The organism is Rathayibacter sp. VKM Ac-2805 (assembly GCF_009834265.1).
Lineage (GTDB): Bacteria > Actinomycetota > Actinomycetes > Actinomycetales > Microbacteriaceae > Rathayibacter.
On the sequence record NZ_CP047185.1, the window covers coordinates 3,165,047 to 3,187,484 of the forward strand.

The window sequence follows — 22,438 nt, forward strand, 5'->3', positions numbered from 1 at the left end:
TGCTCCTTCAGTGGAGTGGTGCGGTTCGTGGGGAGGGTCTCGGGGTGCCCGACCCGTGCCGGTCGAGCAGCCCCGCCAGGGGCGTATCGAGACCCGTGCACGACGCAGGGTGGTCTCGATACGCCGCTGCGCGGCTGCTCGACCGGCGGAGGTCGCCGCTGCGAGGCTGCTCGACCGGCAGGAGGGGTCAGCCGCAGGTGAGGGCGGGGTGGCTCGCGGTGACGGTCGCGGTGCGGCCGGCGTCGTCGGCGCCCGCGACGGCGACCGTCGTGGATCCTGCGGGGACGCTCGCCTGGCGGGTCGTCACGGCGGTCGACGTGCTCACTCCGCCGGCGAGCGCGGTGACCCGCTTCGCCGCGGTGCCGGTGCCGATCGTGACGTCGACGGGCAGGTCGTCCGCGTTCCTCACGACCGTGGTGACGACGACCTTGCCGGCGACGCAGCGCGCGGCCGAGGTCGCCACCGGCTGCAGCGGCACCGTCGACGCCGGGGCGCCGAGCGAGACGCGGAAGCGCTGGCAGTCGTTGTTCAGGACGCTCCACTGCCCGATCCGGGTGCCGTTCTGCGCGGAGCAGTTCGACAGGTCGAGCGCCTTGCCGCTGTGCGCGGCCCGCAGCTCGACGGTGCCGTCGTTGCCCGGGCGGAGGCGCCAGCTGCTGCCCGCGACGCCGCACGCGCCCTGGGTGACGGTCGCGCCGTCGGCGGTGGAGCCTCCGGTGACCGCGAGGCACTTGGCGGCGGCCGAGACGGGGTGCATCTCGAGCGCGCCGTCGGCGGCGGAGCCGAAGGTGACGCGCTGGCAGGGCGAGCCGAGCCAGTCCTGCTGCTGGAGCAGGGCGCCGTCGGCCGTGGAGCAGTTCGGCAGGTCGAAGGACTTGCCGGTGACGAAGGACGTGACGGCGACGGGCCCGGCGGGACGCAGCACCCACTCCTGAGCCGCGGCGGAGGTGGCGGCCGCCTGGCGGACGGTCGAGCCGGACGCTTCCAGCAGCTTGCCGCTGGTGCGGTTCGTCAGGGTCGAGTAGCCGCCGGTGGCCGGGGCGACCGTCCACTGCTGGCAGCTCGTGGTGAGCCACGCGGACTGCTGGAGCCCGGCGGTGCCGGTGGCGCAGCCGACCGGGCCGAGCGCCTTGCCGCTCGAGGCGTTCATCACGCGGAGGGTGCCCTCGCCGGTGGCGTCGAGCATCCAGTTCGCGCGCGGAGTCGAGCAGGAGCCCTGCACGACGCCGGCGCCGTCGCCGCTCTGCGCGGAGGAGACGGTGGCGCAGAGGCCGGTGCTGCGGCTGACCAGCTGCCACGGGGCGCCCTCGACGCGAGCGGTGATCGGGGCGTTCTCGCCGCTGGGGACGGGGATGCGGGCCGCCGTGCCGAGCGGGGCGCCGAAGTCGGGCTCGCCGGTCGCGGTCCAGTCCACGATGTGCGCGCGGGCCGAGCGCTGACGGCCGCAGCCGTCGTTCGGGCCGGGGTTCGCGTGGTACAGGTTCCAGGTCTCGGTGCCGTCGGGCGAGTCGAAGAAGTCGTTGTGGCCGGTGCCGTACTCGCCGTTCGCCTTCGAGAAGACGGGCCCGTCGCTCTTGGTCCAGGAGGAGGCGAGCACCGGGTCGCCGGTGCCGTCGTACTCGAGGGTTCCCAGCTGGTAGTCCTCGGTGCCGCAGAAGCTCGCCGAGTAGACGATCCAGGTGCGGCCGTCCTTCTGCAGCGGTATCGGTCCCTCGTTGACGGGCATGCCGATGGTCTCCCACGGCTCGACCGGCTCCGAGAGGACGTTGCCGGTGCTGGTCGCCGTCCACGGGTCCGACATCCGGGCGATGTAGTTGCTCTGCAGGCCGTTCCCGGGCTGGAACTCGGACCAGGTCATGAACAGCTCGCCGTTCAGCTCGAGGTACGCGCCGTCGATGTTCCACCGGTCGGTCGGCACCGGGCGCCCCTTGTAGGTGTACGGCCCCATCGGGTCGTCCCCGGCGCTCTCGATCACCTGCAGGTGCTGGCCGTCGAAGTTCCCCGCGGCCCCCATCGTGTACATGAGGTACCAGCGCCAGCCGTTCGGGCCCTGGAGCCGCTGCAGCTCGGGCGCCCACATGTTGGCGTTCCGGCCGGGGTTCGTGTCGGTGTAGACCGTGGTCGGAGCGGTGGTGCCGAGCGCCGCGAGGGTGGGCGCCTTCCGCATCACGACGCGGTTGTCCCAGGTCGTCGCGACCATGTAGTAGTTGCCGTCGTGGAACTCGATCGTCGGGTCGGCGGTGTCCGGCGCGATCGGGTTGGTGAAGGTCGGCTCGCCGAGCGCGACGGCAGGGGAGGCGGCGGTGAAGGGCAGTGCCACCACCGCGGCGAGCAGGATCAGCAGGCCCGCCGTGAGGCGGCGCCGGAGCCCCGCGGATCGGGGGCGCTCGGCGTCGGCGGGCGTCGGTGCGGTCGTCATCGTGACTCCATCGTCAGGGGGCGGCGTGGGGCCCGGAGGCGCACCGTGGAGCGGCGCGCCCCCGGGGGCGAAGGGGCTCCGGAGGGACGCCGGAGGGCGCCGCGGAGAGAGGCCCGGTGGGCCTCGGAGAGGGACTGGCCGTGCCTCGCAGGATCCGGCGCGACCTCCACCTCGAGGTCTCCGACGCCGCCTGCCGCACGGTTTGTTCACGGTAACAGGGCACTTGCGCAAACTCAACGGCCCCCGTTAGCGGGGGGGCATCGCCTCACGGCGCCTACGGCCCCCGGTCGCGTTCGCAGCGGAGGAAGGATTCGCGGCGCCCGCGGAACGGCGCGGGCGGAGAGGGCCGGATCGGACGTTCTTCCTCCGTTCTGAACACCACCGTCGCCTCGAGCCGCCGCCCCGGCCCCCCACCGCCGCTGTCAAGAGGGGAGAGACGGGCCGCGCCCCTCGCCTAGGGTGCCGGGATGCCCCGCACCCGGACGTCCCGCACCGCCCTCGCCTGGCGGGAGGCGCTCACCGGCGCGCGCCTGATGCTCGCGCTCAAGACGGCGCTGGCGGTGGGCATCGCCTGGGCCGTCGCGCCGCTCGCCCCCGGAGTCGCGGAGCAGTACCCGTACTACGCGCCGCTGGGCGCCCTCGTCAGCATGTACCCGACGCTGATGGGCTCGGTCCGGACCGGGATGCAGACCCTGCTCGGACTCGCGGCGGGGATCGGGCTCGCCGCCCTCGTGGTGGCCACAGTCGGCCCGACCTGGTGGACGATCCCGCTCGTCGTGGGGATCGGCGTGGTCCTCTCGGGGACCGGCTGGTTCGGCGCGGGCCGCGAGTACGTGCCGATGGCGGCGCTCTTCGTGCTGATCATCGGCGGGGCCGACGCCGAGGACTACTCCCTCGGCTACCTCGTGCAGATGGCGGTCGGCGTGCTGGTGGGACTGCTGGTGAACGTGGTCGTCGCCCCCGGGCTCACCGTCGAGGCGGCCTCCGCCCGGGTCGACGCGTTCCAGCGCGAGCTCGCGGAGCACCTGCGCCAGCTGGCCGCCGCGCTCGAGGAGACGTGGCCGCCCGAGCACGAGGCCTGGGCGCGCAACGGCGAGGAGCTGGCCCGGACGGCGGAGGAGGTCCGCGCGGCCCTCGCGGACGCGGACGAGAGCCGCAAGGGCAACCCGCGCGCGCTGCTGCACCGGCGCGACTCCCGGCCCGACCACCTCCGCCTCGAGACGCTCGACGCGATCCTCTTCCACGTCCGCGATCTGAGCGGCGCCCTCGCGGACACCATCTGGGAGCGGCCGGGCGCGCTCCCGTTCGATCCGGCGCTCGGCCCGCCGCTGAGCGAGGCCTGCCGGGCGGTCGCCGACGCGATCGACCGCGACGACGCCGGCTCCCCCGCCGCGCACCGGGCGATCGGAGGCGCGGCCCGCGCGGTCCGGCACCTCGTGCAGGTCGTCGACGAGCGGACCGCCGCGACCTCTCGGACCCTCGGGCCCGGCGTCCTCGCGGCGATGCACCTCCGCCGTGTCCTCGTGCGCCTGCAGCACGACAGCGCGGAGCCGCAGGAGGCGTGAGCCATCGGCTCGGCCTGTGACGACGCCCGCGGGGCGCGTCCCCCGACCTCAGCCCTGGTCGGTCGGAGGGGTCCCGAGCCGCTTCGCGTAGCAGCGGGCGTTCGGCTCGTCGCCCCAGTAGCCGTAGCCCGCGATGGGCTCGTAGCCGGCGCTCGCGTAGAGGGCCATCGCCTCCGGCTGCTCCGTGCCGGTGACCAGCCGGAGCAGCTCCACGCCCTCGCGCGCCGCCAGCCGCTCGACGCCGGCGAGCAGCACGCGGCTGAGCCCGCGGCCCCGCGCGGCGCTCACCACGAACATCCGCTTGATCTCGCCGATGCCGTCCTCGACCGCGAGCGCCACGCAGCCGACGAGCCCGCCGTCGCCCTCGAGCAGCAGGGTCGGGGCCTCCGCCGGGGGACGCGGACCGGTGTCGTCGCCGCCGTAGCGGGCGAGGAGGTCGGCCTCCTGCAGGGCGAAGAGCTCCGTGGCTGCCGGGTCTCCGGCCGTGGTCTCGATCAGGCGGGGCACGGCTCGATGCTACGGCGCGGCGGCGAGACCCGCGGCGATCCCGGTCAACTGCTCGAGCACGACCCGCACGGCCGAGCGCTCCAGCGTCTCGGGTCGGGCGAGGCAGTCGATGTGGCGGCCGAGCCCCGGGATCCCGAGCGGCCGCAGCACCACCTCCGGCGTGCGCCGCAGGTCGGTCGTGTACCGCGGCAGCAGCGCGACGCCTTTGCCCGCCGCCACGACGGCCGCCGCGACCAGGAAGTCGTTGATCCGGTGCGGGATCCGCGCGTCGCCGCCCGCGAGGACCGCGATGGCGTCGATCGCCCGCTCCAGGGGGAAGCCCTCGTGCACCGCGACCCACTCCTCGTCGCGGAGGTCGGCGGGGCGGATCACGTCCTTCGCGGCGAGCGGATGGTCGCGCCGCAGCGCGAGGTCGAGCGGCTCGAAGAGGAGGGGCGTCGACCGCACGGTCCCGGGCCACTCGGCGCTGCCGGCGAGCCGGTGGGCGACGACCAGGTCGTGGTCCGCGGTGAGCCCGGCGAAGGCGCTCTGCGCCACGTCGAAGTCGGCGAGCGCGACGCCCGGCCGCCCGGGTGGGCGCAGCGCCTCCAGCAGCGGGCCGAACATCGCCAGCCCCGCGCTGTGGAACGCGGCGACCGAGACCGTGCCGCTCGGCTCCCCCTCGAAATCAGCGACAGCCCGGGCCGCGCGCTCGAGCGCCACCTCCACCTCGACCACCGCCGCGGCGAGAGCGCGGCCGGCGGGGGTCAGCGCGGTCCGGCGCCCGTCGCGGAAGGTCAGCGCTGTCGGCGTGCGGCGCTGCAGCGCGCTGATCTGCTGCGAGACGGAGGAGGGGGACACCCGCATCGCGGCGGCGACGGCGGCGATGCTCCCGCGCTCGCCGAGCTCCCGCAGGGCTCTGAGCTGTCCGAGTTCCATGAGTTCCAACTTACGCGTCGGCGAAGAAGATGCAGTCTTGTCCTGCGGGTCTTCGTGCCGCCACCATGAGCCGTGCGCGCTCTCCTCTCCCGCTTCCGGGTCGACCTCCTCCTGCTCGTGGTCGCCGCTTCCTGGGGCTCGACCTACTTCGCGGCGAAGGAGCTCGTCACCGACTCCAGCGTGATGGCGCTGCTCGGCTCCCGGATGACCCTCGCCGCCCTGTGCCTGGCCGTGATCGTCGCGGCGCGGCGGCACCGGATCACCGCGGCGGAATGGCGGGTCGGCGTGACCATCGGGGCGCTGCTCGCGACGATCTTCGCCCTCGAGACCTACGGCATCGCCGGCACCTCCGCCACCAACGCGGGCCTGATCATCAGCCTGACGATCGTGATCACGCCGATCCTCGACTCCGCCGTCTCGAAGCGCCGGCTCCCGGGCCGCTTCCTGCTCGCGTGCCTCGTCGGGGTCGTCGGAGTCGCGCTGCTCGCGGGCAACGGCGCCCTCCGCCCGCTCTCCCCCGGCGACCTGCTGATCCTCGGCGCCGCCGTCGTGCGGGCCGTGCACGTCACGTCGATGCACCGCCTCTCGGCGCGGGCGCCGATGGACTCCCTCCGCCTGACCACGGTGCAGCTCGGCACCTGCGCCGTCGTGTTCAGCGCGGCCTCGCTCATCGTCGGCGTGCCGATGCCCGAGTACGTCGCGGGGCTCGATCCCGTGGGCGCCGGCCTGTTCCTCTACCTCGTCCTGGTCTGCACCGTCTTCGGCTTCCTCGTGCAGACCTGGGCGGTCCGCCGCACCTCGCCCTCACGGGTCAGCCTGCTGCTGGGCACCGAGCCGGTGTGGGCCGCGGTCGTCGGAGTCGCGCTCGCCCGCGACCCGATCGCGCCGGTCGGCTTCCTCGGCATCGCGCTGATCCTCGCGGGCACCGCCTGGGGCCGCTCCCTCGAGCAGCGGATGCCCGCCGACGTGCCGACCGTGGCCGCCGCCCCGGAGGCGCTGCTCGCCCCCGCGCCGGAGGACGAGCAGCGGCGTCCCGTCGAGCGGTAGCCGGGTCAAGGGACTCGCGCGCGGCGCCCCGATGTGGGGGAATCGGGTCGGAAGGCGTCCGCCGCGGGCGCCGCCGGAGGAGGATCCATGTCGCTCAGCGTGCTGTTCATCGGCGGGACGGGCATCATCAGCGCCGCCTGCGTCCGCGAGGCGCTGCGGCTCGGCCACGACGTGACCGTGCTGAACCGGGGGCGGACGTCGCTCCGCCCGCTGCCCGAGGGCGTCCGCGAGGTGCAGGCCGACGGCCGCGACCGCGACTCCGTCACCGGCGCCCTCGGCGACCGGAGCTTCGACGCCGTGATCGACTTCGTCGCCTTCACCCCCGAGCACGTGCAGCAGGACATCGACCTGTTCGCCGGCCGCACGGGCCAGTACGTCTTCATCAGCTCGGCCTCGGCCTACCAGAAGCCGCCGCGCAGCCTCCCGGTCACCGAGTCGACTCCGCTCCGGAACCCCTACTGGCAGTACTCCCGCGACAAGATCGCGTGCGAGGACCTGCTGATGGCCGAGTACCGCGCGAGCGGCTTCCCGGTCACGATCGTCCGCCCCTCGCACACCTACGACCGCACCGCGCTGCCCGTCGACGGAGGCTGGACCGTCGTCGACCGGATGCGCCGCGGCCAGGAGGTGGTCGTCCTCGGCGACGGCACCTCGCTCTGGACGCTCACGCACGCGGACGACGTGGCGGTCGGCCTGGTCGGCCTGCTCGGCGCCTCCGCGGCGATCGGCGAGGCCTTCCACATCACCGGCGACGAGACGCCGACCTGGGACCAGATCCACCGCGACCTCGCCGCGGCGGCCGGAGTCGAGCCGCGCCTCGTGCACGTCGCCTCCGACGCGATCGCCGCGGCCGACCCCGAGCTCGGCGCCGGGATCATCGGCGACAAGGCGCACTCGATGGTGTTCGACAACGCGAAGATCCGCCGACTCGTGCCCGCCTACTCCCCCTCCGTGCGCTTCAGCGACGGCGCCCGCGAGATCGTGGAGTGGTACGACGCCGACGAGTCGCGCCGCGTGGTCGACGAGCGGATGAACGGCCTGTTCGACGCGCTGATCGAGCGGTACCGGCCGCGCCCGCTGTGAGGGTCGGGCGGAGGGGGTGCGCGAGTCCGCCGGCTCCGCCCCTCCCGGCCGCTGCACCCCGCTCGGCTCCTCCACCTGCGCCGGCGCCCCCGCTCAGCCGATCGGCTCGAGCCGCACCAGGAACCCGCCCGGCACTCCCGGCTGCAGCTCCTGGTACTCGGACGGCACGCGGTAGGAGCCCTCGCCGACCGCGGTCACGGTGAACGCGTCGTCCGTGCGGGTCCCCGCGAGGAAGACGGTGTAGACGTCGGTGCCGTCCTCGGTGGTGCGCTTCCCGGCCGCCGCGCCGACCCAGCGGTGCCCGCCCGGATCGGCCGTCGCCGTCTCCCCGAGGGTCGCGTCGATCGCGGCCGGGTCGACGCCCACAGTGCGGATCCCGTCCTGGCACTCGCGCCAGACGCCCGTGAATCCCGGGTCGGGGTCGGAGTAGCAGAACATCATCGACCCGTCGGGCGCGACGTGCAGGTCGCCGTAGCCGCCGACCACCTGCCCGGAGACGGGGGCGGCCGTGGGCCCGGTCGTCGGCTCGGGGTCGGCCGGCGCGGTGCACCCGGCGAGCGCGAGGACGAGCACCGCCACCGCTCCTGCTCGCCACCTCATGTGCGCAACCTACTGGAGCCGCGCCCCCGCCCGTCCGTGTGCCGAGCCGAGCGTCGGCCGAGCGTCCGCCGGGAGGCGGCCCGCCCTCAGACCAGCCGGCGGCCGCTGAAGCGGTCGACGGGGGCGTCGTGGCGCATCGCCCGCTCGTACATCCGCCGGAACGGCTCGGTGAGCACGCCGTTCGTGCGGTCCAGCGAGTCCTGCCAGGCCACGATCTCCCCCAGCTGCGCGGCGAGATCCGCGCGGAGGGCCGCCTCGTCGACGGTGGTCGAGACGCCCTTCGAGACGACGATCCGGCCCGCGACGATCACGGTGTCGATCGACGAGCCGTTCTCGGAGTAGACGAGCTGGTTCTCGAGCCGCTGGCGCGGGGTGAAGTTCAGCGTCTCGAGGTCGTAGACGACGAGGTCGGCCTGCTTGCCGACCTCGATGCTGCCGGTGACGTCGTCGAGCACGGCGCTGCGCGCGCCTCCGATCGTGCCGGCGGTGAGCACCTCGGACACGGTCGGCCAGGTGGCGATGTCCGGATCCGTGACCTTGTGCAGGAGCGCCGCGGCCTTCACGACGTCGAGCATGCGCGGCGAGTCGCTGCTCGAGCAGCCGTCGGTGCCGAGGCCGAGGTTCACGCCCGCGTCGTGCAGCGCGCGCCACGGGGCGATGCCCGAGCCGAGCTTGAGGTTCGAGATCGGGTTGTGCGAGACGGACGTGCCGGCGGCGGCGATCCGCTCCATGTCGGAGTCGGTGAGCCAGATCCCGTGGGCGAAGGTCGTGTTCGGCGAGAGCGCGCCGATCCGCTCCATGTACTCGACCAGGGTCGAGCCGTAGGACAGCTCGCCGGTCACCAGCTGCGTCTTCGTCTCGACGACGTGGATGTGGCACTCCGCCCCGTGCTCGAGCGCCAGCTCGGTCGCCCCCACGAGCAGCTCGGGCCCGCACCGCTGAGGAGCGGACGGGGCGACCATGTAGCGCAGCCGCCCGCCTCCCCTCCCGTGCTGGGTCGCGAACGCCTCGCGGCTGAAGGCGAGGTAGCCCTCCGTCGTCGGGCGCGACGCCGACCGCGCCTGGTCGAGGATCTCCGCGGGCACGTACTCCTCGAGGAACGGCATCGTCTCGTGGAAGGGCCTGCTGATCACGTGGCCCGAGATGTTGGCGCGGACTCCGATCTCGTCGTACGCGTCGAAGACCGCGGCGAGCTGCTCCGCGTCCTGGTCCGGGTTCTCGAGCACGTCGTCGACCAGGGTCGTGACCCCGGCCTTCAGCGATTCGAGGGCGAAGAGCGACGAGCGCAGCCGCACCAGATCCGGAGCGACGCGGCTGTTCCCGAGGATCGGGTACGACAGCAGCATCCACAGCTCGAGCGGCAGGTTGTCGTAGCGGCCCTTGTAGAGGTACTCCCACGAGTGGGTGTGGGCGTTGACGAAGCCGGGGACGACCAGGCGGTCGCGCCCGTCGATCACCTCGTCGCCCGGCTCGGGGACGAGGCCCGGGCCGATCGCGACGATCAGCTCGTCGACGATGCGGATGCTCGCCGTGATCGGGACGGCGCCCGAGACCGGGTCCATGGTGATCACGGCGGCGTCGGAGAGGAAGAGGGGCATGGCGGTTCCGTTCGTGGTGCTGGAGGGGACGGGGCGGGCCGGCTCGCGGACGAGCCGACCCGCGGACGGGCGGGCGGGGTCAGCCGCGGACGGGCTCGGGCTGCGCGGCGCGCGGAGCCGCCTCCGCCTCCCTGCGCTCGACCCAGCCGGGGGCGTCCCGCCCGAGGAGGAGGTACGCGACGCCGGCCGAGACGCCGCCCGCGAGCCACGAGACGTCGATCCCGCCGAGTGCGGTCGCGGCTGGACCCTGCAGGGCGGGCACCGAGCCGTTCATGAACAGCCAGGTCAGGGTCGCGCCGATCGCGAAGGAGAGCAGCGCCCGCCAGCGGACGTCCGGCAGCAGCGGCGAGCCGACCGGGGCGAAGAGGTGGCCGAACGAGCGGACCCGCGGCTCGAACACCGTGTAGTGGACCAGGACGATCGCGCCCCAGGGGGCGACCCAGCCGACGAGGCCGACGAGCCACGCGTCGAGGGTGGTGGCGAGGTCGTCCTGGAAGACGAAGAACACCGAGGCGGCGAACGCCAGCACTCCGACGATCAGGCTGAGCGTGCGGCGCCCGAGCCGGATGTCGAGGGCCTGCGTGGCCATCCCGAACGAGTAGATGTTCAGCACGTTGGTCGCGATGGGTCCGTGCACCACGAGCAGCAGCACCGGGATCGCCAGCGCGCCGAAGTTCTCGACGATCAGCTGCCCGGGGTCGACCGAGCCGTTCTTCGTCGCGAGGGTCGCGCCGAGAACGCCCAGCCAGACGACCGGGATGAACTGGCCGAGGACGCTCGCGAAGTAGAGCTTCCGCTTCGAGGATCGGGGGCCGACGAAGCGGGAGTAGTCGCCGGCGTAGGCGAGCCAGGTGAGTCCCCAGCCGATGCCGATCGCGGTCATCACGATGGACATGGCCGCGAGGCGGTCGGCTCCGGTGAGCGCCCCCTCCGCGGGACCGGCGTAGGACCAGTCGATGTCGAGGAAGAACCAGGCGACGATCGACATGATCGCCAGCACGAGGAGGGTCGGCGGCACGGTCCACCGCTCGAAGGCGGCGATCGCGCGGTAGCCGAGGAAGGAGATCGCGACCTGCACCGCCATGATCACCGCCGCCACCGCGATCTTCCAGCCGACGTTCGCCTGCTCCGGGTCGACGACGCCGACGGAGCCGAGGAGCGCGATGACCAGGTCGAGGACGATCCAGGTGTTGATGGCGCACCAGCCGATCACGACCACGGCCTGGATCGCGGCCGGGACGTAGTTGCCGCGCCGGCCGAAGATCGCCCGTCCCACGAGCATCCCGGTCGCCCCCGTCCGCTGGCCGAGGAGGACGAAGAAGCCGAACACCGCCATCCCGACCACGTTGCCGAGCACGAGGACGGTGACGGTGTCCGCCAGGCCGAGGCCCATGTTAACGCCGAGGGCGCCGAGCACCCAGTTGATGGGGGCGATGTTGGCGCCGGCCCAGATCCAGAACTGCCCGTCGAGCCGGGCGGTGCGCCGGGAGTCGGGCAGGGGACTCAGCGCGTCCTCGGCGTCGGCGGTGCCGTGCAGGGTGTCGGTGCTCATGGCGGATCCTCTCGGGGAGGGGGATGGCGGGGAGGGCGGGGCGCCCGGTGAGGCTCCACTCTCGTGCGGACCCGTTTCGGGCGGCGCGTCCGCGTGTAAATTCGCCGTGACGCGAGAGGACGTTCTGTATGGCCTACCTGCTGTCGGACGCGATGCGGGATCCGCGCCTCGCCGCCATGCTCCCGGTGGTGGCCGCCGGGCACGCGGCCGCCGAGCGCGCCGTGATCCGCTGGGCCCACACGAGCGAGCAGCTCGACATCGCGCCCCTCCTCCTCGGAGGCGAGCTGCTCCTGATGGAGGGCGCGCTCCTCTCGACCGACCAGGACCCGGCGGAGTGCCGCGAGTACGTGCGGTCTCTGGTCGACGCGGGAGTCGGCGCCCTCGCTCTCGAGCTCTCGCCGCGCCTGCCCGCGGTGCCGCCGGCGATCGTCGCGGCGGCGGACGAGCTCGGGCTGCCGGTGCTCGCCCTGCCGCGCCGGGTCCCCTTCGTGCAGGTGTGCGAGAGCATCAACACCCACCTCACCGAGCAGAAGTTCCGGAGCATCCGCCTGGCGGACAGAGTGTCCGGCCTCCTCGCCGACGCGGCCTCCTCGGACGCGGGTATCGACGAGCTCCTGCAGGTCGTCGCCACCGCGACCGGCGCCTCCGCCTCACTCGTCTCGCTCACGGGCGACGAGATCGCCCGCGCGTCGCCCGGGCCGGAGATCGACACGGAGCCGACGGCCGGGACGTTCTCGAACGTGCTGCACGCGGGCGACTCTCTGCTGGGGACCCTGCACCTGCGGGCCCACGCCGACGCCGACCTCCACGCCGTCGCCGTCGCGCTCGACCGGGCGCCGGACGTCCTCGCGATCGCGGTGCTCCGGCACCGTCCGCCGTCGGTCACCGAGCGGCTGACCGCCCAGCTCTTCGCGATCGCATCTGTCGAGCGCGCGGACCCGGCGGCCGACCTCCAGATCGACGCCTTCCTCGGCCGCCTCGGCGCCGGCTCCCGGGAGCGCTACCTCGGCGTCCGGGCCGACACCGGTCACGACGACCGGCGGCTCCGCGCTCTGCTCCGCCTCCTGACGGGCGCAGGAGCGGATCCCGGCCCGGTGCTCTGCGTGGTCGGCTCCGAGCTGCTGGCGCTGCTGCCGTTCGCCACCGCCGCCGCGATGGAGGAGGGCCGCGCGGAGCTGCTGCGCCTCGGCGCCGCCCTCGACTCGGACGCTCTGCTCTGCGTCGGAAGCGGGCTCGGCGGGCAGGAGCGGGTGCCCCGGGAGCTGGCGGAGGTGCGCGGCGCGCTCGAGTGGGCGCCCGCGGGCGGAGTCGTCGACTCGCGCCAGTACCGCCTGGAGCGGTTCGCGAGCTCCCTGCAGGACGACGCGGAGGCGGACGACCTCGTCGAGGAGGTGCTCGGGCCCCTGCGCGCCCAGCGCGGCGAGCTGCTCGCCACCCTCGAGGCCTTCGCGTCGCTGTGGGGGAGCAAGACGGCGACGGCGTCCGCGCTCGGCATCGGCCGGCAGACCCTCTACGACCGGCTCGCGCGGATCGAGGAGCTGATCGGCCCGCTCGACTCGTCGCCGGCCCGCGCCCGGGTCGTCATGACCGCCGTCTTCCTGCACCGGGCGCGAGCGGCGCTGCCGGCGGGCTCGCCACCGGTCGGGCGGGCGTTCCCGCCTCCCGCCGATCGCTGACGCGGCCGGACCGATCAGGCGGGCAGCAGCTCCGCGACGAGCGCCTGCACGCGGGCCCTGATGTCGTCGCGGATCGAGCGGACCTCCTCGAGCGGTCGGCCCTTCGGGTCGGCGAGGTCCCAGTCCTCGTAGCGCTTGCCGGGGAAGACGGGGCAGACGTCGCCGCAGCCCATCGTGATCACGACGTCGGAGGCCTGGACCTGCTCGGTGGTCATCAGCTGCGGGACGGCCTGCGAGATGTCGATGCCCTCCTCCGCCATCGCCTCGATCGCGATCGGGTTGATGCTGTCGCCGGGCTCGGAGCCGCCGGAGCGGACCTCGACGGCGCCGCCGGAGAGGGCGCGGAGGTAGCCGGCGGCCATCTGCGAGCGGCCGGCGTTGTGGATGCAGACGAAGAGGACGGTGGGGGCGGCCATCGGGGCTCCTGGTGTCGAGGGGCGGTGCTCGGAGGAGCACGGGGCGAGGGTAGCGCGCCCGGGCGAACGGCTCGCGCGCCTGCGGAGCCGCAGGAGACTCCGACGGCCGGGTCGGGAATATACCCCCCGGGGGTATGTTGCACTCCCCTGGACCGAACCGGAGGAGACACCATGACCGACCACGCCCACCACCACCCGACCACCTGGCGCGCCGCCGCCCTCGCGACCCTGCACTGCCTGACCGGCTGCGCGATCGGCGAGGTCCTCGGCATGGTGATCGGCTCCGCCCTGGGTCTGCCCGCCCTGGCGACGGTCGCCCTCTCGATCGTCCTCGCGTTCGTGTTCGGCTACGCGCTCACGCTGAGGGGCGTGCTCCGCTCCGGAGTGACGTGGCGCGCCGCCGTCGGCATCGCTCTGGCGGCCGACACCGTCTCGATCGCCGTGATGGAGGTCGTCGACAACACGGCGGTGCTCGCGATCCCCGGAGCGATGGACGCGGGCCTCTCGTCCGGCCTCTTCTGGGGCTCGCTCGCCGGCGCCCTGGCCCTGGCCTTCGTCGTCACGACCCCGGTGAACCGCCTGCTCATCTCCCGCGGCCGCGGCCACGCGGTCGTCCACGGCCTGCACGGCTGAGCCGCGCGGGTCTCGACAGGGCGCCTGCGGCGGCTGCTCGACCAGCAGGAGGCGCGTGCCGATCGAGCCGCCCGGGCCGCGGGCGCCGCGAGATCCCGTCGGCCGTCAGTCCTGCAGGCGGCGGTAGTGGCGGTTGCGGACCGAGAGGATCGCGCCTCCGATCACCGCCGCGAGGAACGAGCCGGCCAGGACGCCGACCTTCACGTGGTCGTCGGACTCGCTGCCCGCGCCGAACGAGAGCTCGCCGACGAGCAGCGACACCGTGAATCCGATGCCGGCCACGAACGCCATGCCGATCACGTCCACCCAGCGCAGCGACGGATCCAGGCCGATGCCGCGGAACCGGGTCAGGAGGAAAGTGCTCCCGGCGATGCCGAGCGGCTTGCCGAGCACGAGGCCCGCGATGATGCCCACGGCGATCGAGTCCTGGAACGAGTCGACCAGGCCCGCGACTCCGCCGACCGTCACTCCGGCCGAGAAGAACGCGAAGACCGGCACCGCGACCGCGGTCGAGAGGACGCTCCAGCGATCGGCGAAGTGCGCGGCGAGGCCGTCGTAGACCGGGCGCCCCTCCGCATCCGACCCCACCTGCACCCGGGCGCGCTTCGTCGCGACGACCGGCACGGTGAAGCCGAGCAGCACGCCCGCGACCGTGGCGTGGATCCCCGAGGCGTGCACGAGCGCCCACGTCGCCACTCCGAGCGGGATCAGCACCCACCAGGCGCGCACGCCGCGCTGCACGCAGACCGCGAAGGCCGCCAGCGGCACCAGCGCGAGCAGGAGCATCACCACGTCGATGCCGGCGGTGTAGAAGACGGCGATGATCGTGATCGCGATGAGGTCGTCCACCACGGCGAGCGTGAGGAGGAACGTCCGCAGCGCCGGCGGGAGGAACCGGCCGACCACGGCGATCACCGCGACTGCGAAGGCGATGTCGGTGGCGGCGGGGATCGCCCAGCCGTCCAGCGCGGCTCCTCCGCGGGGCAGGTTCACCGCGGTGAAGATCAGGGCGGGGACGGCCACGCCGCCGACGGCCGCGACGATCGGCACGAGCGCCGTCTTCGGGTCGCGGAGCTTGCCGGCGACGAACTCCTCCTTGAGCTCGAGCCCGACGACGAAGAAGAAGATCGCGAGCAGGCCGTCGGCCGCCCACGACCCGACGCTCAGCTCGAGGTGCAGGGCCTCGGGGCCGAAGCGGAAGTCGCGGACCGCGCTGTAGAGCGCGGACGCGGGGCTGTTGGCGACGATCAGGGCGAGGAGGGTCGCGGTGAGCAGGAACGCTCCGCCGACCGTGTCCTTCTGGAGGGTCTGGCGGAGTCCCCGCCAGATCGAGTGGGGGGCCTGATCGGCGGGCAGGGGCTGGTGCGGCATGAGGGGTTCCGTCCGGAGGGGTGGGCGTGCGCGGGGACGCGGCCGCGGGCTCCGGAGGAGGGGCGGTCGCGGGTCAGCCGCGCGGCGGCGGGCAGCCGGCGATCTCGCCGTGCGCGTTCGTCCCCCACGAGCTGAGCCATCCGTTCGTGCCCGAGGCGCGCTTGGTCAGCAGCAGCCGGGCCGGGTACGCCGCGGCGGCGCGCGCGCGGGCGCGGCTCAGCGGAGGGAGGGTCAGGGGCACCGGACCAGGGTACCGGTGGCACCCGCGAGGGGGCCGGGTGTGCACGAGCGCTCGGAGGAGGAGCCGCCCCTCCCGCAGCCGAGCCACCCCGCCCCGTCCGCTCAGGGGACCTCGTGCCCCGGGCCCGGCTGCCCGCCGAGCAGCGGGCGCAGCGCGGTCGCGACGGCGTCGGCGCGCTCCTCGCCGCCGAACCACGCGTTGCCGGCCCGCACGAGCGGGTAGGCGGCCGCGAGGAGGTCGCGCCCCGCCGGGGTCAGGGCGATCCGGGAGTGACGGCCGCGGCCGCGCTCGGCGCCCCGGTCGAGCAGGCCCCGCTCCGCCAGCCCGGCGACCAGGGCGGTCATGCTCTGCGGGCGGACGCCGACGGCGCGGGCGAGGTCGGCCTGCGTCAGCCCGTCGGCCGCCGAGAGCTGCGCCAGCACGCCGAACTCGACCGGGCTGAGCCCGACCGGCGCGAGCGCGTCGCCGACCCGCCTCGCCAGGTCGCGGGCGGCGCGGATGACCGTCCAGGCGGCGATCGCGTCGACGTCGTCGCGGGTCAGGGAGAACTCCGAGGACATGGACCGAGCGTAGCGGCGTAGTCTTCGAGTATCAGTTAGGTGATACCTGGGAGGAATCATGAGCGACGTGATCGCGATCACCGGAGTCACCGGCGACGTCGGCGGAAAGACCTTCGAGCGGCTCGTGGCGGCCGGCGCGCCCGTCCGGGCGATCGTCCGCCGGCCGGAGCAGGCGGCGGCCCTCGCGGCCCGCGGCCTCGACGCGCGGATCGCCGACCTCGGCGACGGGGCCGCACTGACCGCCGCCCTCCGGGGCGCCGACCAGCTCTTCCTGGTCACCGCCGCCACCCCGCGCCAGGCCGAGCACGGCGCCACCGCCGTCCGCGCCGCCCAGGAGGCGGGCGTCCGCGCGCTCGTGCAGCTCTCCGGCGGCGACGCGGCCGAGCACTCGCCGCTCCCCTGGGGCCGCGCGATCTGGCGGACCGACGAGCGGGTGCGCGCCTCCGGGCTGCCCGCGACGATCCTCCACGCCTCGGGCTTCCTGACGAACCTCGAGCCCTCGGCACCCGCGATCTCGCGCGGTCTGCTCCCGCAGACGATGGGGCGCGGCGTCATCCCGTGGATCGACACCGCCGACATCGCCCGGGTCGCCGCGCGCGTCCTCGAGGCGGGAGGGCACACCGGCGCCGAGCCCGTCCTCACCGGACCGGCCCTGCTCGACGGGCCCGGCGCCGCCCGCGAGCTGACCGCGGGCCTCGGGCGGCGCGTCCGCTACCTGCACCTGCCCAGCCGCGTGTTCGCCGGTGTCCTGCGCCTCACCGGCATGTCCGCGTGGCAGGCGGAGGGGCTCCGCCGGCAGTTCGGAGTCGTCGCCCGCCGCGGCCTGGACGGCGTCGACGTGCTCACCGACGAGGTCGAGCGGATCACGGGGACGCCGGCCCGCTCGACGGCCGACTGGGCGCGGTCCCGCTGCTCCGTGCTCCTCGGGCGGGAGCAGCCGCGACCCCTGCACGCTCCACCCGGCACCGGTACCCCTACCCGTGGATCCGCCGCAGGCGCATCGTAGGGCTGTGAAGCAGATCCAGTACGCCGGCGCGACCTTCCAGGTGGGGGACGCGGTCGCCGACGCACTCGTCTCCTACGCCTCCGGGCTCGCCGCCCACGGCCGCACCGACAGTGTCGAGCTCCCCGTGCTCGGCGGCGACGGCCACGCGACGGTCGTGACGCTGCTGCTCAACTCCGCGACGAGCCTCTTCGTCTCCGGCGCCGCAGGCCTCCTGCCCGGGCTCGACGAGAAGGCCGTCGCCGCCGACCTCCGCCAGCGGACGCAGTGGCTGGACGCGGTCCCGGCGGTCACCGCCGTGGAGCCGAGCGCTCCGGAGGACCTGATCTGGCTCGAGTTCCCGGAGGTCGCGGCCCTGATGGACCCCGAGACCGGCGCCCACTCCCCCGCGACGCTCCACCTCGTCGAGCACTCGCCGCGGCGCGACTCCCTCGTCTTCACCGTCGTCTACGTCAGCACCCTCGACCGCGACCTGGGCTCGGGGGAGATCCGCCGGCTGCTCGAGACGAGCCGCCGCAACAACGTCGAGCACGGCGTCTCGGGGATGCTCGTCTTCCGCGGCCGCCGCGTGATGCAGCTGCTCGAGGGCGAGGAGTCCGACGTGCGCTCGCTCTACGCGCGGATCCTCGCCGACCCGCGGCACGAGGGAGTGGTCACCGTCTGGACCAGCGTGCACGAGCAGCGCCGGTTCCCGGACTGGTCGATGGGCTTCGACGAGCTCGACCTGCCCGTCGAGCGGCCCGCCTCCTGGCCCGAGCCGGACCTCCCCGAGCAGTCGATCGACGCCGTGGCGGACGACTACCTCCGCCGCCGGTCGGAGGCGCTGCGGAGCGCGCTGGTGAGCAGCGACCCCCTCGTCGCGAGCCTCGCCGTCATCCTGCACGGGCACCGCCCCGAGCGCGTCCTCGAGGGCGGCGCCGGAGTGCGGCTGCGCTGCGCCGAGTGCCGCGCCTTCGACGCCCACGACGGGTACGACTCCTACCCCTGCGCGACCGCGAGGACCGCGATCCAGGCGCTCGAGGCGGCCTGACGCGAGCCGGGCGGCCGTGCGGGATCACCGTCCCGGGGCGCTCCGAGCGCACCCCCTTCCGGGTCTGCGCAAGCCCGTCCGCTCGCCCCGGCGCGCCCCTAGGGTGAGGCCATGACCGATCCCGGCGCGGCCCGCCACGACGTCCTCATCATCGGCGGCGGCAACGCCGGACTCTCGACCGCGGGGCGGCTGCGGCGCTCCGGAGTGGACGACGTCGCGGTGATCGAGCCCCGGTCGACCCACGTCTACCAGCCGATGCTCTCCCACGTCGCGGGCGGCACCGCACCCGCCTCCGCGGCGACCCGGCCCCAGGGCTCGGTGACGCCGAAGGGGGTCGTCTGGATCCAGGACCGCGTCGAGACGCTCGACCCGGTCGCGCACACGGTCACCCTCCTCTCCGGCCGCACCGTCGGCTACGGGCAGCTCGTCGTCTGCCCCGGGATCCAGAAGGACTGGGCCGCGGTCCCCGGGCTCCAGGAGGCGATGGACTCGCCGTTCGGAGTGTCCAACTACGAGTACGAGTACGCCCGCAAGGCGTCGCAGGTGCTCCGCGAGGTCCGCTCCGGCACCGTCGTCTTCACGCAGCCCGGCGGCCCCGGCACCTGCTCCGGCGCCTCGCAGAAGCCGATGTACCTCGCCTGCGACTACTGGCGCGCGACCGGCGTCCTCGACCGCATCCGCGTCGTGCTCGTCGTGCCGACCCCCACCCTGTTCGGGATGCCGCTGATCGACTCCGAGCTCGAGCGGAAGGTGGCGGAGTACGGGATCGAGGTCCGCTACGGCCGCGAGCTGGTCGAGGTCGACGCGGCCGAGCGGCGGGTCGTCCTCGCCGTCGACGAGCGCGCGACCGCCCTCCCCGGCCCCGACCGCGCGCGGCGCTCGACCGACGGCCCGCGCGAGACGCTGTCGTACGACGTGCTGCACGCCGTGCCCCCGCAGTCGGCCCCCGACTGGCTGGCCGGCACCGGACTGGCCGCCGAGGGCGACGAGGGCGGCTTCGTCGAGGTCGACCCGCTGACCCTGCGGCACCCGCGGTTCCCCGACGTGTGGGCGCTCGGCGACGCGGCAGCCACGGTCAACTCGAAGTCCGGAGGAGCGCTGCGCCAGCAGACCACCACGCTCGCGAAGAACCTCGTCGCCGCGCAGAAGGGGCGCCCGCTCCCCCGCGTGTACAACGGCTACTCCGTCTGCCCCTTCGTGGTCTCGCGCTCGAGCGTGGTGTTCGCCGAGTTCGACGACCGCTACCGCCCGAAGCCGACCGTCCCCTTCTGGACGGGCCTGGCGAAGGAGCGGCGCCTCACCTACCTCGCCGACCGCCGCGTCCTGCCGTGGGTGTACTGGAACCTGATCCTGCAGGGACGGGCCTGAGCGTCCTCTTCCGGACATGTCCGGAAGAGGCGCTTGCCGCTGCCGGAGGCGCTCCCGAGACTGAGGGGTCGGAACCATCGTCCGACGTGCCCCCTCGTCTCCTGGAGGACCCGATGCGGCCCAGCCCGACTCCCGACCGCTCCGGCACCGCGCGATGACGACCGCGCAGGACTGGGGGCCCTCGACCGACGCGGACTCCGCCGGCGGTCCGCCCGCGTCGCGGAGGCAGCGCGTGCGCGCCTGGATGCGCGGCGGCTCCTTCGGGCCGACCGGCCTCACCCGGCGCGGCTGCCTCCTGGTGCTGGCGTCGGTGCTCGTGGTGGCGGTGCCGATCGTCGCGCTGACGCTCGCGCATGTCGATCCGCACGCGTCGCTCAAGGTCTGGATCCTGGCGATCACGCTGATCGCGCTGGTCGGAGCGCTGCTCCGGGTCGTCGCCGACGCCGGTCCGGACCCGCAGGCCGACCTCGACCGCGCGGGCAAGGCGGTCGGAGCAGTGGCCGCGGCCTACACGGCGCTGGCCGTGATCATCGACTGGGGGATGCTGCACCTCTGAGGCGCGGTCAGCGGGCCTCGTCGCGCGGGTCGTCCGTGCCGTCGGGAGCGCTGCCGATCACGTCCGGTGTGCCGCCGGTGCCGCCCTGCGCGCTCCCGGTCCCGCCCTGCGCCGCTCGCTCGTCCTCGCGCCGGCTGAGCCAGCCCGGGCCCTCGCGCCGCAGCCGCTCCGCCTCCGGACTCGGGACGGGCGGCGCCGCCGGCCGCCGCAGGAGCCGCACCTGCCGGACCGCGCCGAGCACCACTCCGGCGCCGAACAGCGGCAGGCCGAGCAGGAGCACCAGCCACAGCGGCGCGTGCCGGCGTCCGCCGCCGACGACCGCGCCGAGATCCCAGCCCGCGTCCGCCGCCAGCCAGAGCATCCCCGCCACGAAGACGGCGCTCACCAGCGAGAGCGCCCAGGGCTGCGCGAGGAGGAGCGCCTGCGTGCGCTCCGTGCGGAAACCCTTCGCCATGCGCCGATCCTAGGCGGGCGTCAGCCGGCGAGGATCCGGTCGACCAGCCCCTGCGCGTCGCCCTCCGCGGGAACGATCTGCACGGTGTCGCCCTCGATCGGCTGCATCACGGAGAGCGCCGACTCGACCCGGTCGCCCACGCGGAGGAGGAGCCGGGCGTCGGCCCCCTCGTCGATGGCCGCCTGCGAGCCGCGGCGCAGGAGGGCGGCGCCCGCCTCGTCGAACCGGACGTCGACGACTCCCGTGCTCGGATCGGCCTCGACCGCGGCGACGCCCGCGCGGGTGAAGTCCTCGGGATCGACGAGGACGTCCTGCCCGCCGACCGGGACGCACTGCGGATCGGAGCCGGGCTCGCAGAGCGCCGAGACGGCGACCCCGAGGCCGCCGACGGGCTCCGGAGTGGCGGACGGGGACGCCGCGGGCGACGACCCGTCGGAGCAGCCGGTCAGGGCGAGCAGGAGGAGCGCGGCGGCTCCGGGGGCGGTGCGGCGGATCACGGGATCTCCTCGGGTCGCGTCGGAGCGCGCCACGATACCGAGGCTCCGGCGCTGCGGCCACTCGGCGGCACGGCTCGGGCGGAGCGGCTGCGGCGGGCGGCGGCGGACCGGAGGAACCCGGCCGGATCCCCGGGCTGGTCGCTCGGGGCCGGACCCCGCTCGATCCCTCCGCACGGGTCCGGTCGGAGCCCGGCCTCCCGGAGCCCGCCCCTCAGAGGCGGACGACCAGCTTCACCGCCGACACACCCTCGTGCAGCCGGTCGAGGGCGGGCTGCAGCGCGGCGAGCCCCTCACCCACCACCTCGGGCGCCGGGGCGCAGACGTGACGGCCCTCGGCGAGCGCCGCCGGCAGGTGGTCGCGCCACAGCATCGGCCCCACCTCGTTCGTCATCAGCGAGCCGCCCCAGACGAAGCGGGCGCGGATGCCGCGGCGCCGGGCCGCGATCTGCAGCGCCGCGGTGCCGCCGGCCACGCGCAGCATCGTCCGCACGAAGGCGGCGCTGACACCGCGCCGACGCGGGAGCGAGCCGAACGAGACGGAGGGGCTGGCCAGGGCGACGCGTCGCGCTCCGGTGCCCGCGGCCACCGCCACCGACGGGGCACCGGAGCCCGTCCCGATCGCGAGCACCCCCGCGACCTCGTGGCCCGCGAGCGCCGCCACCAGGTCGGCGACGACGGTGGGGCTGCGGTAGTCGAGCACGATCTCGGCGCCCAGCTCGCGCATCCGCTCGTGGTTGCGGGGCGACGCGGTCGTCGCCACGCGGTGCCCGGAGGCGACGGCGAGCTGGATCGCGTTGCTCCCCACGCTCGTCGTCCCGCCCCAGACCACGACCGTCCTGCCCGTCGGCCGGACCGGGACGCTCGGGTGCGGCAGGGCGAGGTGGTCCCGCTGGAACAGCGCCGTCGCCGCCGTCGAGACCGCGAGCGGCAGCACCGCCGCCTCCTCGAAGCCCAGCCGGTCGGGGATCGGCGCCGCCAGGTCCTCGCGCACGACCGTGTACTCCTGGAAGGCGCCCTCGTCGCGGTTCCGCCGCCCGCGCTCCATCCCGACCGCGTAGGCGACGACCCGGTCGCCGACGGCGAAGCGCGTCACTCCAGGGCCGACCGCCTCGACCACTCCCGCCACGTCCTCCCCGAGCACCGCCGGGTACGGCACCCATCGGAACATCAGATCGCCCGTCCACTGCTTCATCTCGTCGACCGGATTCACGGCCAGGGCGCGGTTGCGCAGCAGGACCTCCCCCGGACCGGGGACGGGCATCGGAGCGGGGCGGACGACGAGGTCGGCGCGCGGGGCGGTCAGCAGGGCGGCGGCGTTCTCGGGCACGGGCGGCTCCAGTCGGA

The 22,438-nt window shown here is 74.6% G+C and carries 22 protein-coding genes; 9 read left to right on the plus strand and 13 right to left on the minus strand.

Annotation, left to right across the window (positions count from 1 at the left end; all coding sequences use genetic code 11):
- Window positions 1-187: 187 nt before the first annotated feature.
- Window positions 188-2,419, minus strand: a complete 2,232-nt coding sequence (locus tag GSU40_RS14825; protein ID WP_160035556.1) for an RICIN domain-containing protein — start codon at window positions 2,417-2,419, stop codon at window positions 188-190.
- A 467-nt stretch (window positions 2,420-2,886) separates the two neighbouring features.
- Here GSU40_RS14825 and GSU40_RS14830 point away from each other — a divergent pair, with 467 nt between their 5' ends.
- Complete coding sequence (locus GSU40_RS14830) at window positions 2,887-3,984, plus strand: aromatic acid exporter family protein (RefSeq protein ID WP_160035558.1); 1,098 nt, start codon at window positions 2,887-2,889, stop codon at window positions 3,982-3,984.
- 48 nt (window positions 3,985-4,032) lie between these two features.
- On the opposite strand, the gene GSU40_RS14835 is transcribed toward GSU40_RS14830, so the two are convergent.
- Window positions 4,033-4,491 carry a GNAT family N-acetyltransferase gene (locus GSU40_RS14835; RefSeq protein ID WP_208543328.1) on the minus strand — a complete coding sequence of 153 codons (459 nt, stop codon included), beginning with the start codon at window positions 4,489-4,491 and terminating at the stop codon, window positions 4,033-4,035.
- Between the two features lie 9 nt (window positions 4,492-4,500).
- Window positions 4,501-5,409 carry a LysR family transcriptional regulator gene (locus tag GSU40_RS14840; protein WP_160035560.1) on the minus strand — a complete coding sequence of 303 codons (909 nt, stop codon included), beginning with the start codon at window positions 5,407-5,409 and terminating at the stop codon, window positions 4,501-4,503.
- A gap of 72 nt (window positions 5,410-5,481) precedes the next feature.
- Here GSU40_RS14840 and GSU40_RS14845 point away from each other — a divergent pair, with 72 nt between their 5' ends.
- Window positions 5,482-6,456: a DMT family transporter gene (locus GSU40_RS14845; RefSeq protein ID WP_208543329.1), complete on the plus strand. Its 975-nt coding sequence runs from the start codon at window positions 5,482-5,484 to the stop codon at window positions 6,454-6,456.
- An 87-nt stretch (window positions 6,457-6,543) separates the two neighbouring features.
- Window positions 6,544-7,539 (plus strand): SDR family oxidoreductase, encoded by a 996-nt coding sequence (locus GSU40_RS14850; protein ID WP_160035562.1) that lies wholly within the window; start codon window positions 6,544-6,546, stop codon window positions 7,537-7,539.
- A 93-nt stretch (window positions 7,540-7,632) separates the two neighbouring features.
- Here the strand turns inward: GSU40_RS14850 and GSU40_RS14855 are convergent, their stop codons facing one another.
- The 3 genes from GSU40_RS14855 to GSU40_RS14865 all read right to left on the minus strand — a co-directional run bounded on the left by GSU40_RS14855 (window position 7,633) and on the right by GSU40_RS14865 (window position 11,289).
- On the minus strand, window positions 7,633-8,139 hold the full coding sequence (locus GSU40_RS14855) for a hypothetical protein (RefSeq protein WP_160035564.1): 507 nt from the start codon (window positions 8,137-8,139) through the stop codon (window positions 7,633-7,635).
- A gap of 86 nt (window positions 8,140-8,225) precedes the next feature.
- On the minus strand, window positions 8,226-9,737 hold the full coding sequence (locus GSU40_RS14860) for an amidohydrolase (RefSeq protein WP_160035566.1): 1,512 nt from the start codon (window positions 9,735-9,737) through the stop codon (window positions 8,226-8,228).
- Between the two features lie 79 nt (window positions 9,738-9,816).
- Window positions 9,817-11,289, minus strand: coding sequence for a cytosine permease (locus GSU40_RS14865; RefSeq protein WP_160035568.1), 1,473 nt, complete (start codon window positions 11,287-11,289; stop codon window positions 9,817-9,819).
- 128 nt (window positions 11,290-11,417) lie between these two features.
- Between GSU40_RS14865 and GSU40_RS14870 the strand changes: the two genes are divergently transcribed.
- On the plus strand, window positions 11,418-12,965 hold the full coding sequence (locus GSU40_RS14870; RefSeq protein ID WP_160035570.1) for a PucR family transcriptional regulator: 1,548 nt from the start codon (window positions 11,418-11,420) through the stop codon (window positions 12,963-12,965).
- A gap of 14 nt (window positions 12,966-12,979) precedes the next feature.
- Here the strand turns inward: GSU40_RS14870 and GSU40_RS14875 are convergent, their stop codons facing one another.
- Window positions 12,980-13,381 (minus strand): arsenate reductase ArsC, encoded by a 402-nt coding sequence (locus GSU40_RS14875; protein ID WP_104222419.1) that lies wholly within the window; start codon window positions 13,379-13,381, stop codon window positions 12,980-12,982.
- 171 nt (window positions 13,382-13,552) lie between these two features.
- Here GSU40_RS14875 and GSU40_RS14880 point away from each other — a divergent pair, with 171 nt between their 5' ends.
- Complete coding sequence (locus GSU40_RS14880) at window positions 13,553-14,014, plus strand: DUF4396 domain-containing protein (RefSeq protein WP_160035572.1); 462 nt, start codon at window positions 13,553-13,555, stop codon at window positions 14,012-14,014.
- 105 nt (window positions 14,015-14,119) lie between these two features.
- Here GSU40_RS14880 and nhaA read toward each other — a convergent pair whose 3' ends face one another.
- From nhaA to GSU40_RS14895, 3 genes are all read right to left on the minus strand, one after another.
- Entirely contained in the window at window positions 14,120-15,385 is a 1,266-nt protein-coding gene (gene nhaA, locus GSU40_RS14885; RefSeq protein WP_160035574.1) for a Na+/H+ antiporter NhaA, read from the minus strand.
- Window positions 15,386-15,458: 73 nt separating this feature from the next.
- A complete protein-coding gene (locus GSU40_RS14890) occupies window positions 15,459-15,626 on the minus strand; it encodes a hypothetical protein (RefSeq protein WP_160035576.1) in 168 nt (55 codons plus the stop codon).
- Window positions 15,627-15,727: 101 nt separating this feature from the next.
- Entirely contained in the window at window positions 15,728-16,186 is a 459-nt protein-coding gene (locus GSU40_RS14895; RefSeq protein ID WP_160035578.1) for a MarR family transcriptional regulator, read from the minus strand.
- Between the two features lie 58 nt (window positions 16,187-16,244).
- On the opposite strand from GSU40_RS14895, the gene GSU40_RS14900 reads away from it, so the two are divergent.
- The 4 genes from GSU40_RS14900 (at window position 16,245) to GSU40_RS14915 (ending at window position 20,143) form a co-directional block, all read left to right on the plus strand.
- The gene (locus GSU40_RS14900) at window positions 16,245-17,192 is read left to right on the plus strand and encodes an NAD(P)H-binding protein (RefSeq protein ID WP_160035580.1); all 948 of its coding nucleotides are present in this window, start codon (window positions 16,245-16,247) and stop codon (window positions 17,190-17,192) included.
- Between the two features lie 4 nt (window positions 17,193-17,196).
- Window positions 17,197-18,219 carry a BLUF domain-containing protein gene (locus tag GSU40_RS14905; protein WP_104257740.1) on the plus strand — a complete coding sequence of 341 codons (1,023 nt, stop codon included), beginning with the start codon at window positions 17,197-17,199 and terminating at the stop codon, window positions 18,217-18,219.
- Window positions 18,220-18,330: 111 nt separating this feature from the next.
- Window positions 18,331-19,587, plus strand: coding sequence for an FAD/NAD(P)-binding oxidoreductase (locus GSU40_RS14910; protein ID WP_104269292.1), 1,257 nt, complete (start codon window positions 18,331-18,333; stop codon window positions 19,585-19,587).
- A gap of 154 nt (window positions 19,588-19,741) precedes the next feature.
- Window positions 19,742-20,143: a hypothetical protein gene (locus GSU40_RS14915; RefSeq protein WP_160035582.1), complete on the plus strand. Its 402-nt coding sequence runs from the start codon at window positions 19,742-19,744 to the stop codon at window positions 20,141-20,143.
- Window positions 20,144-20,150: 7 nt separating this feature from the next.
- Here the strand turns inward: GSU40_RS14915 and GSU40_RS14920 are convergent, their stop codons facing one another.
- The 3 genes from GSU40_RS14920 to GSU40_RS14930 all read right to left on the minus strand — a co-directional run bounded on the left by GSU40_RS14920 (window position 20,151) and on the right by GSU40_RS14930 (window position 22,421).
- Window positions 20,151-20,597 carry a hypothetical protein gene (locus tag GSU40_RS14920; RefSeq protein WP_104247793.1) on the minus strand — a complete coding sequence of 149 codons (447 nt, stop codon included), beginning with the start codon at window positions 20,595-20,597 and terminating at the stop codon, window positions 20,151-20,153.
- Between the two features lie 20 nt (window positions 20,598-20,617).
- Complete coding sequence (locus GSU40_RS14925; RefSeq protein WP_160035584.1) at window positions 20,618-21,094, minus strand: hypothetical protein; 477 nt, start codon at window positions 21,092-21,094, stop codon at window positions 20,618-20,620.
- Between the two features lie 211 nt (window positions 21,095-21,305).
- Entirely contained in the window at window positions 21,306-22,421 is a 1,116-nt protein-coding gene (locus GSU40_RS14930; RefSeq protein ID WP_160035586.1) for a zinc-binding alcohol dehydrogenase family protein, read from the minus strand.
- Between the last annotated feature and the right edge of the window lie 17 nt (window positions 22,422-22,438).

Bases quoted from the DNA above. Each gene is read 5' to 3' on its own strand.
- GSU40_RS14875 (WP_104222419.1), bottom strand. From the start codon at position 13,381: ATGGCCGCCCCCACCGTCCTCTTCGTCTGCATCCACAACGCCGGCCGC.
- GSU40_RS14825 (WP_160035556.1), bottom strand. From the start codon at position 2,419: ATGACGACCGCACCGACGCCCGCCGACGCCGAGCGCCCCCGATCCGCG.
- GSU40_RS14895 (WP_160035578.1), bottom strand. From the start codon at position 16,186: ATGTCCTCGGAGTTCTCCCTGACCCGCGACGACGTCGACGCGATCGCC.
- GSU40_RS14870 (WP_160035570.1), top strand. From the start codon at position 11,418: ATGGCCTACCTGCTGTCGGACGCGATGCGGGATCCGCGCCTCGCCGCC.
- GSU40_RS14880 (WP_160035572.1), top strand. From the start codon at position 13,553: ATGACCGACCACGCCCACCACCACCCGACCACCTGGCGCGCCGCCGCC.
- nhaA (WP_160035574.1), bottom strand. From the start codon at position 15,385: ATGCCGCACCAGCCCCTGCCCGCCGATCAGGCCCCCCACTCGATCTGG.
- GSU40_RS14900 (WP_160035580.1), top strand. From the start codon at position 16,245: ATGAGCGACGTGATCGCGATCACCGGAGTCACCGGCGACGTCGGCGGA.
- GSU40_RS14915 (WP_160035582.1), top strand. From the start codon at position 19,742: ATGACGACCGCGCAGGACTGGGGGCCCTCGACCGACGCGGACTCCGCC.
- GSU40_RS14840 (WP_160035560.1), bottom strand. From the start codon at position 5,409: ATGGAACTCGGACAGCTCAGAGCCCTGCGGGAGCTCGGCGAGCGCGGG.
- GSU40_RS14910 (WP_104269292.1), top strand. From the start codon at position 18,331: ATGACCGATCCCGGCGCGGCCCGCCACGACGTCCTCATCATCGGCGGC.
- GSU40_RS14860 (WP_160035566.1), bottom strand. From the start codon at position 9,737: ATGCCCCTCTTCCTCTCCGACGCCGCCGTGATCACCATGGACCCGGTC.
- GSU40_RS14855 (WP_160035564.1), bottom strand. From the start codon at position 8,139: ATGAGGTGGCGAGCAGGAGCGGTGGCGGTGCTCGTCCTCGCGCTCGCC.
- GSU40_RS14865 (WP_160035568.1), bottom strand. From the start codon at position 11,289: ATGAGCACCGACACCCTGCACGGCACCGCCGACGCCGAGGACGCGCTG.
- GSU40_RS14830 (WP_160035558.1), top strand. From the start codon at position 2,887: ATGCCCCGCACCCGGACGTCCCGCACCGCCCTCGCCTGGCGGGAGGCG.
- GSU40_RS14920 (WP_104247793.1), bottom strand. From the start codon at position 20,597: ATGGCGAAGGGTTTCCGCACGGAGCGCACGCAGGCGCTCCTCCTCGCG.
- GSU40_RS14850 (WP_160035562.1), top strand. From the start codon at position 6,544: ATGTCGCTCAGCGTGCTGTTCATCGGCGGGACGGGCATCATCAGCGCC.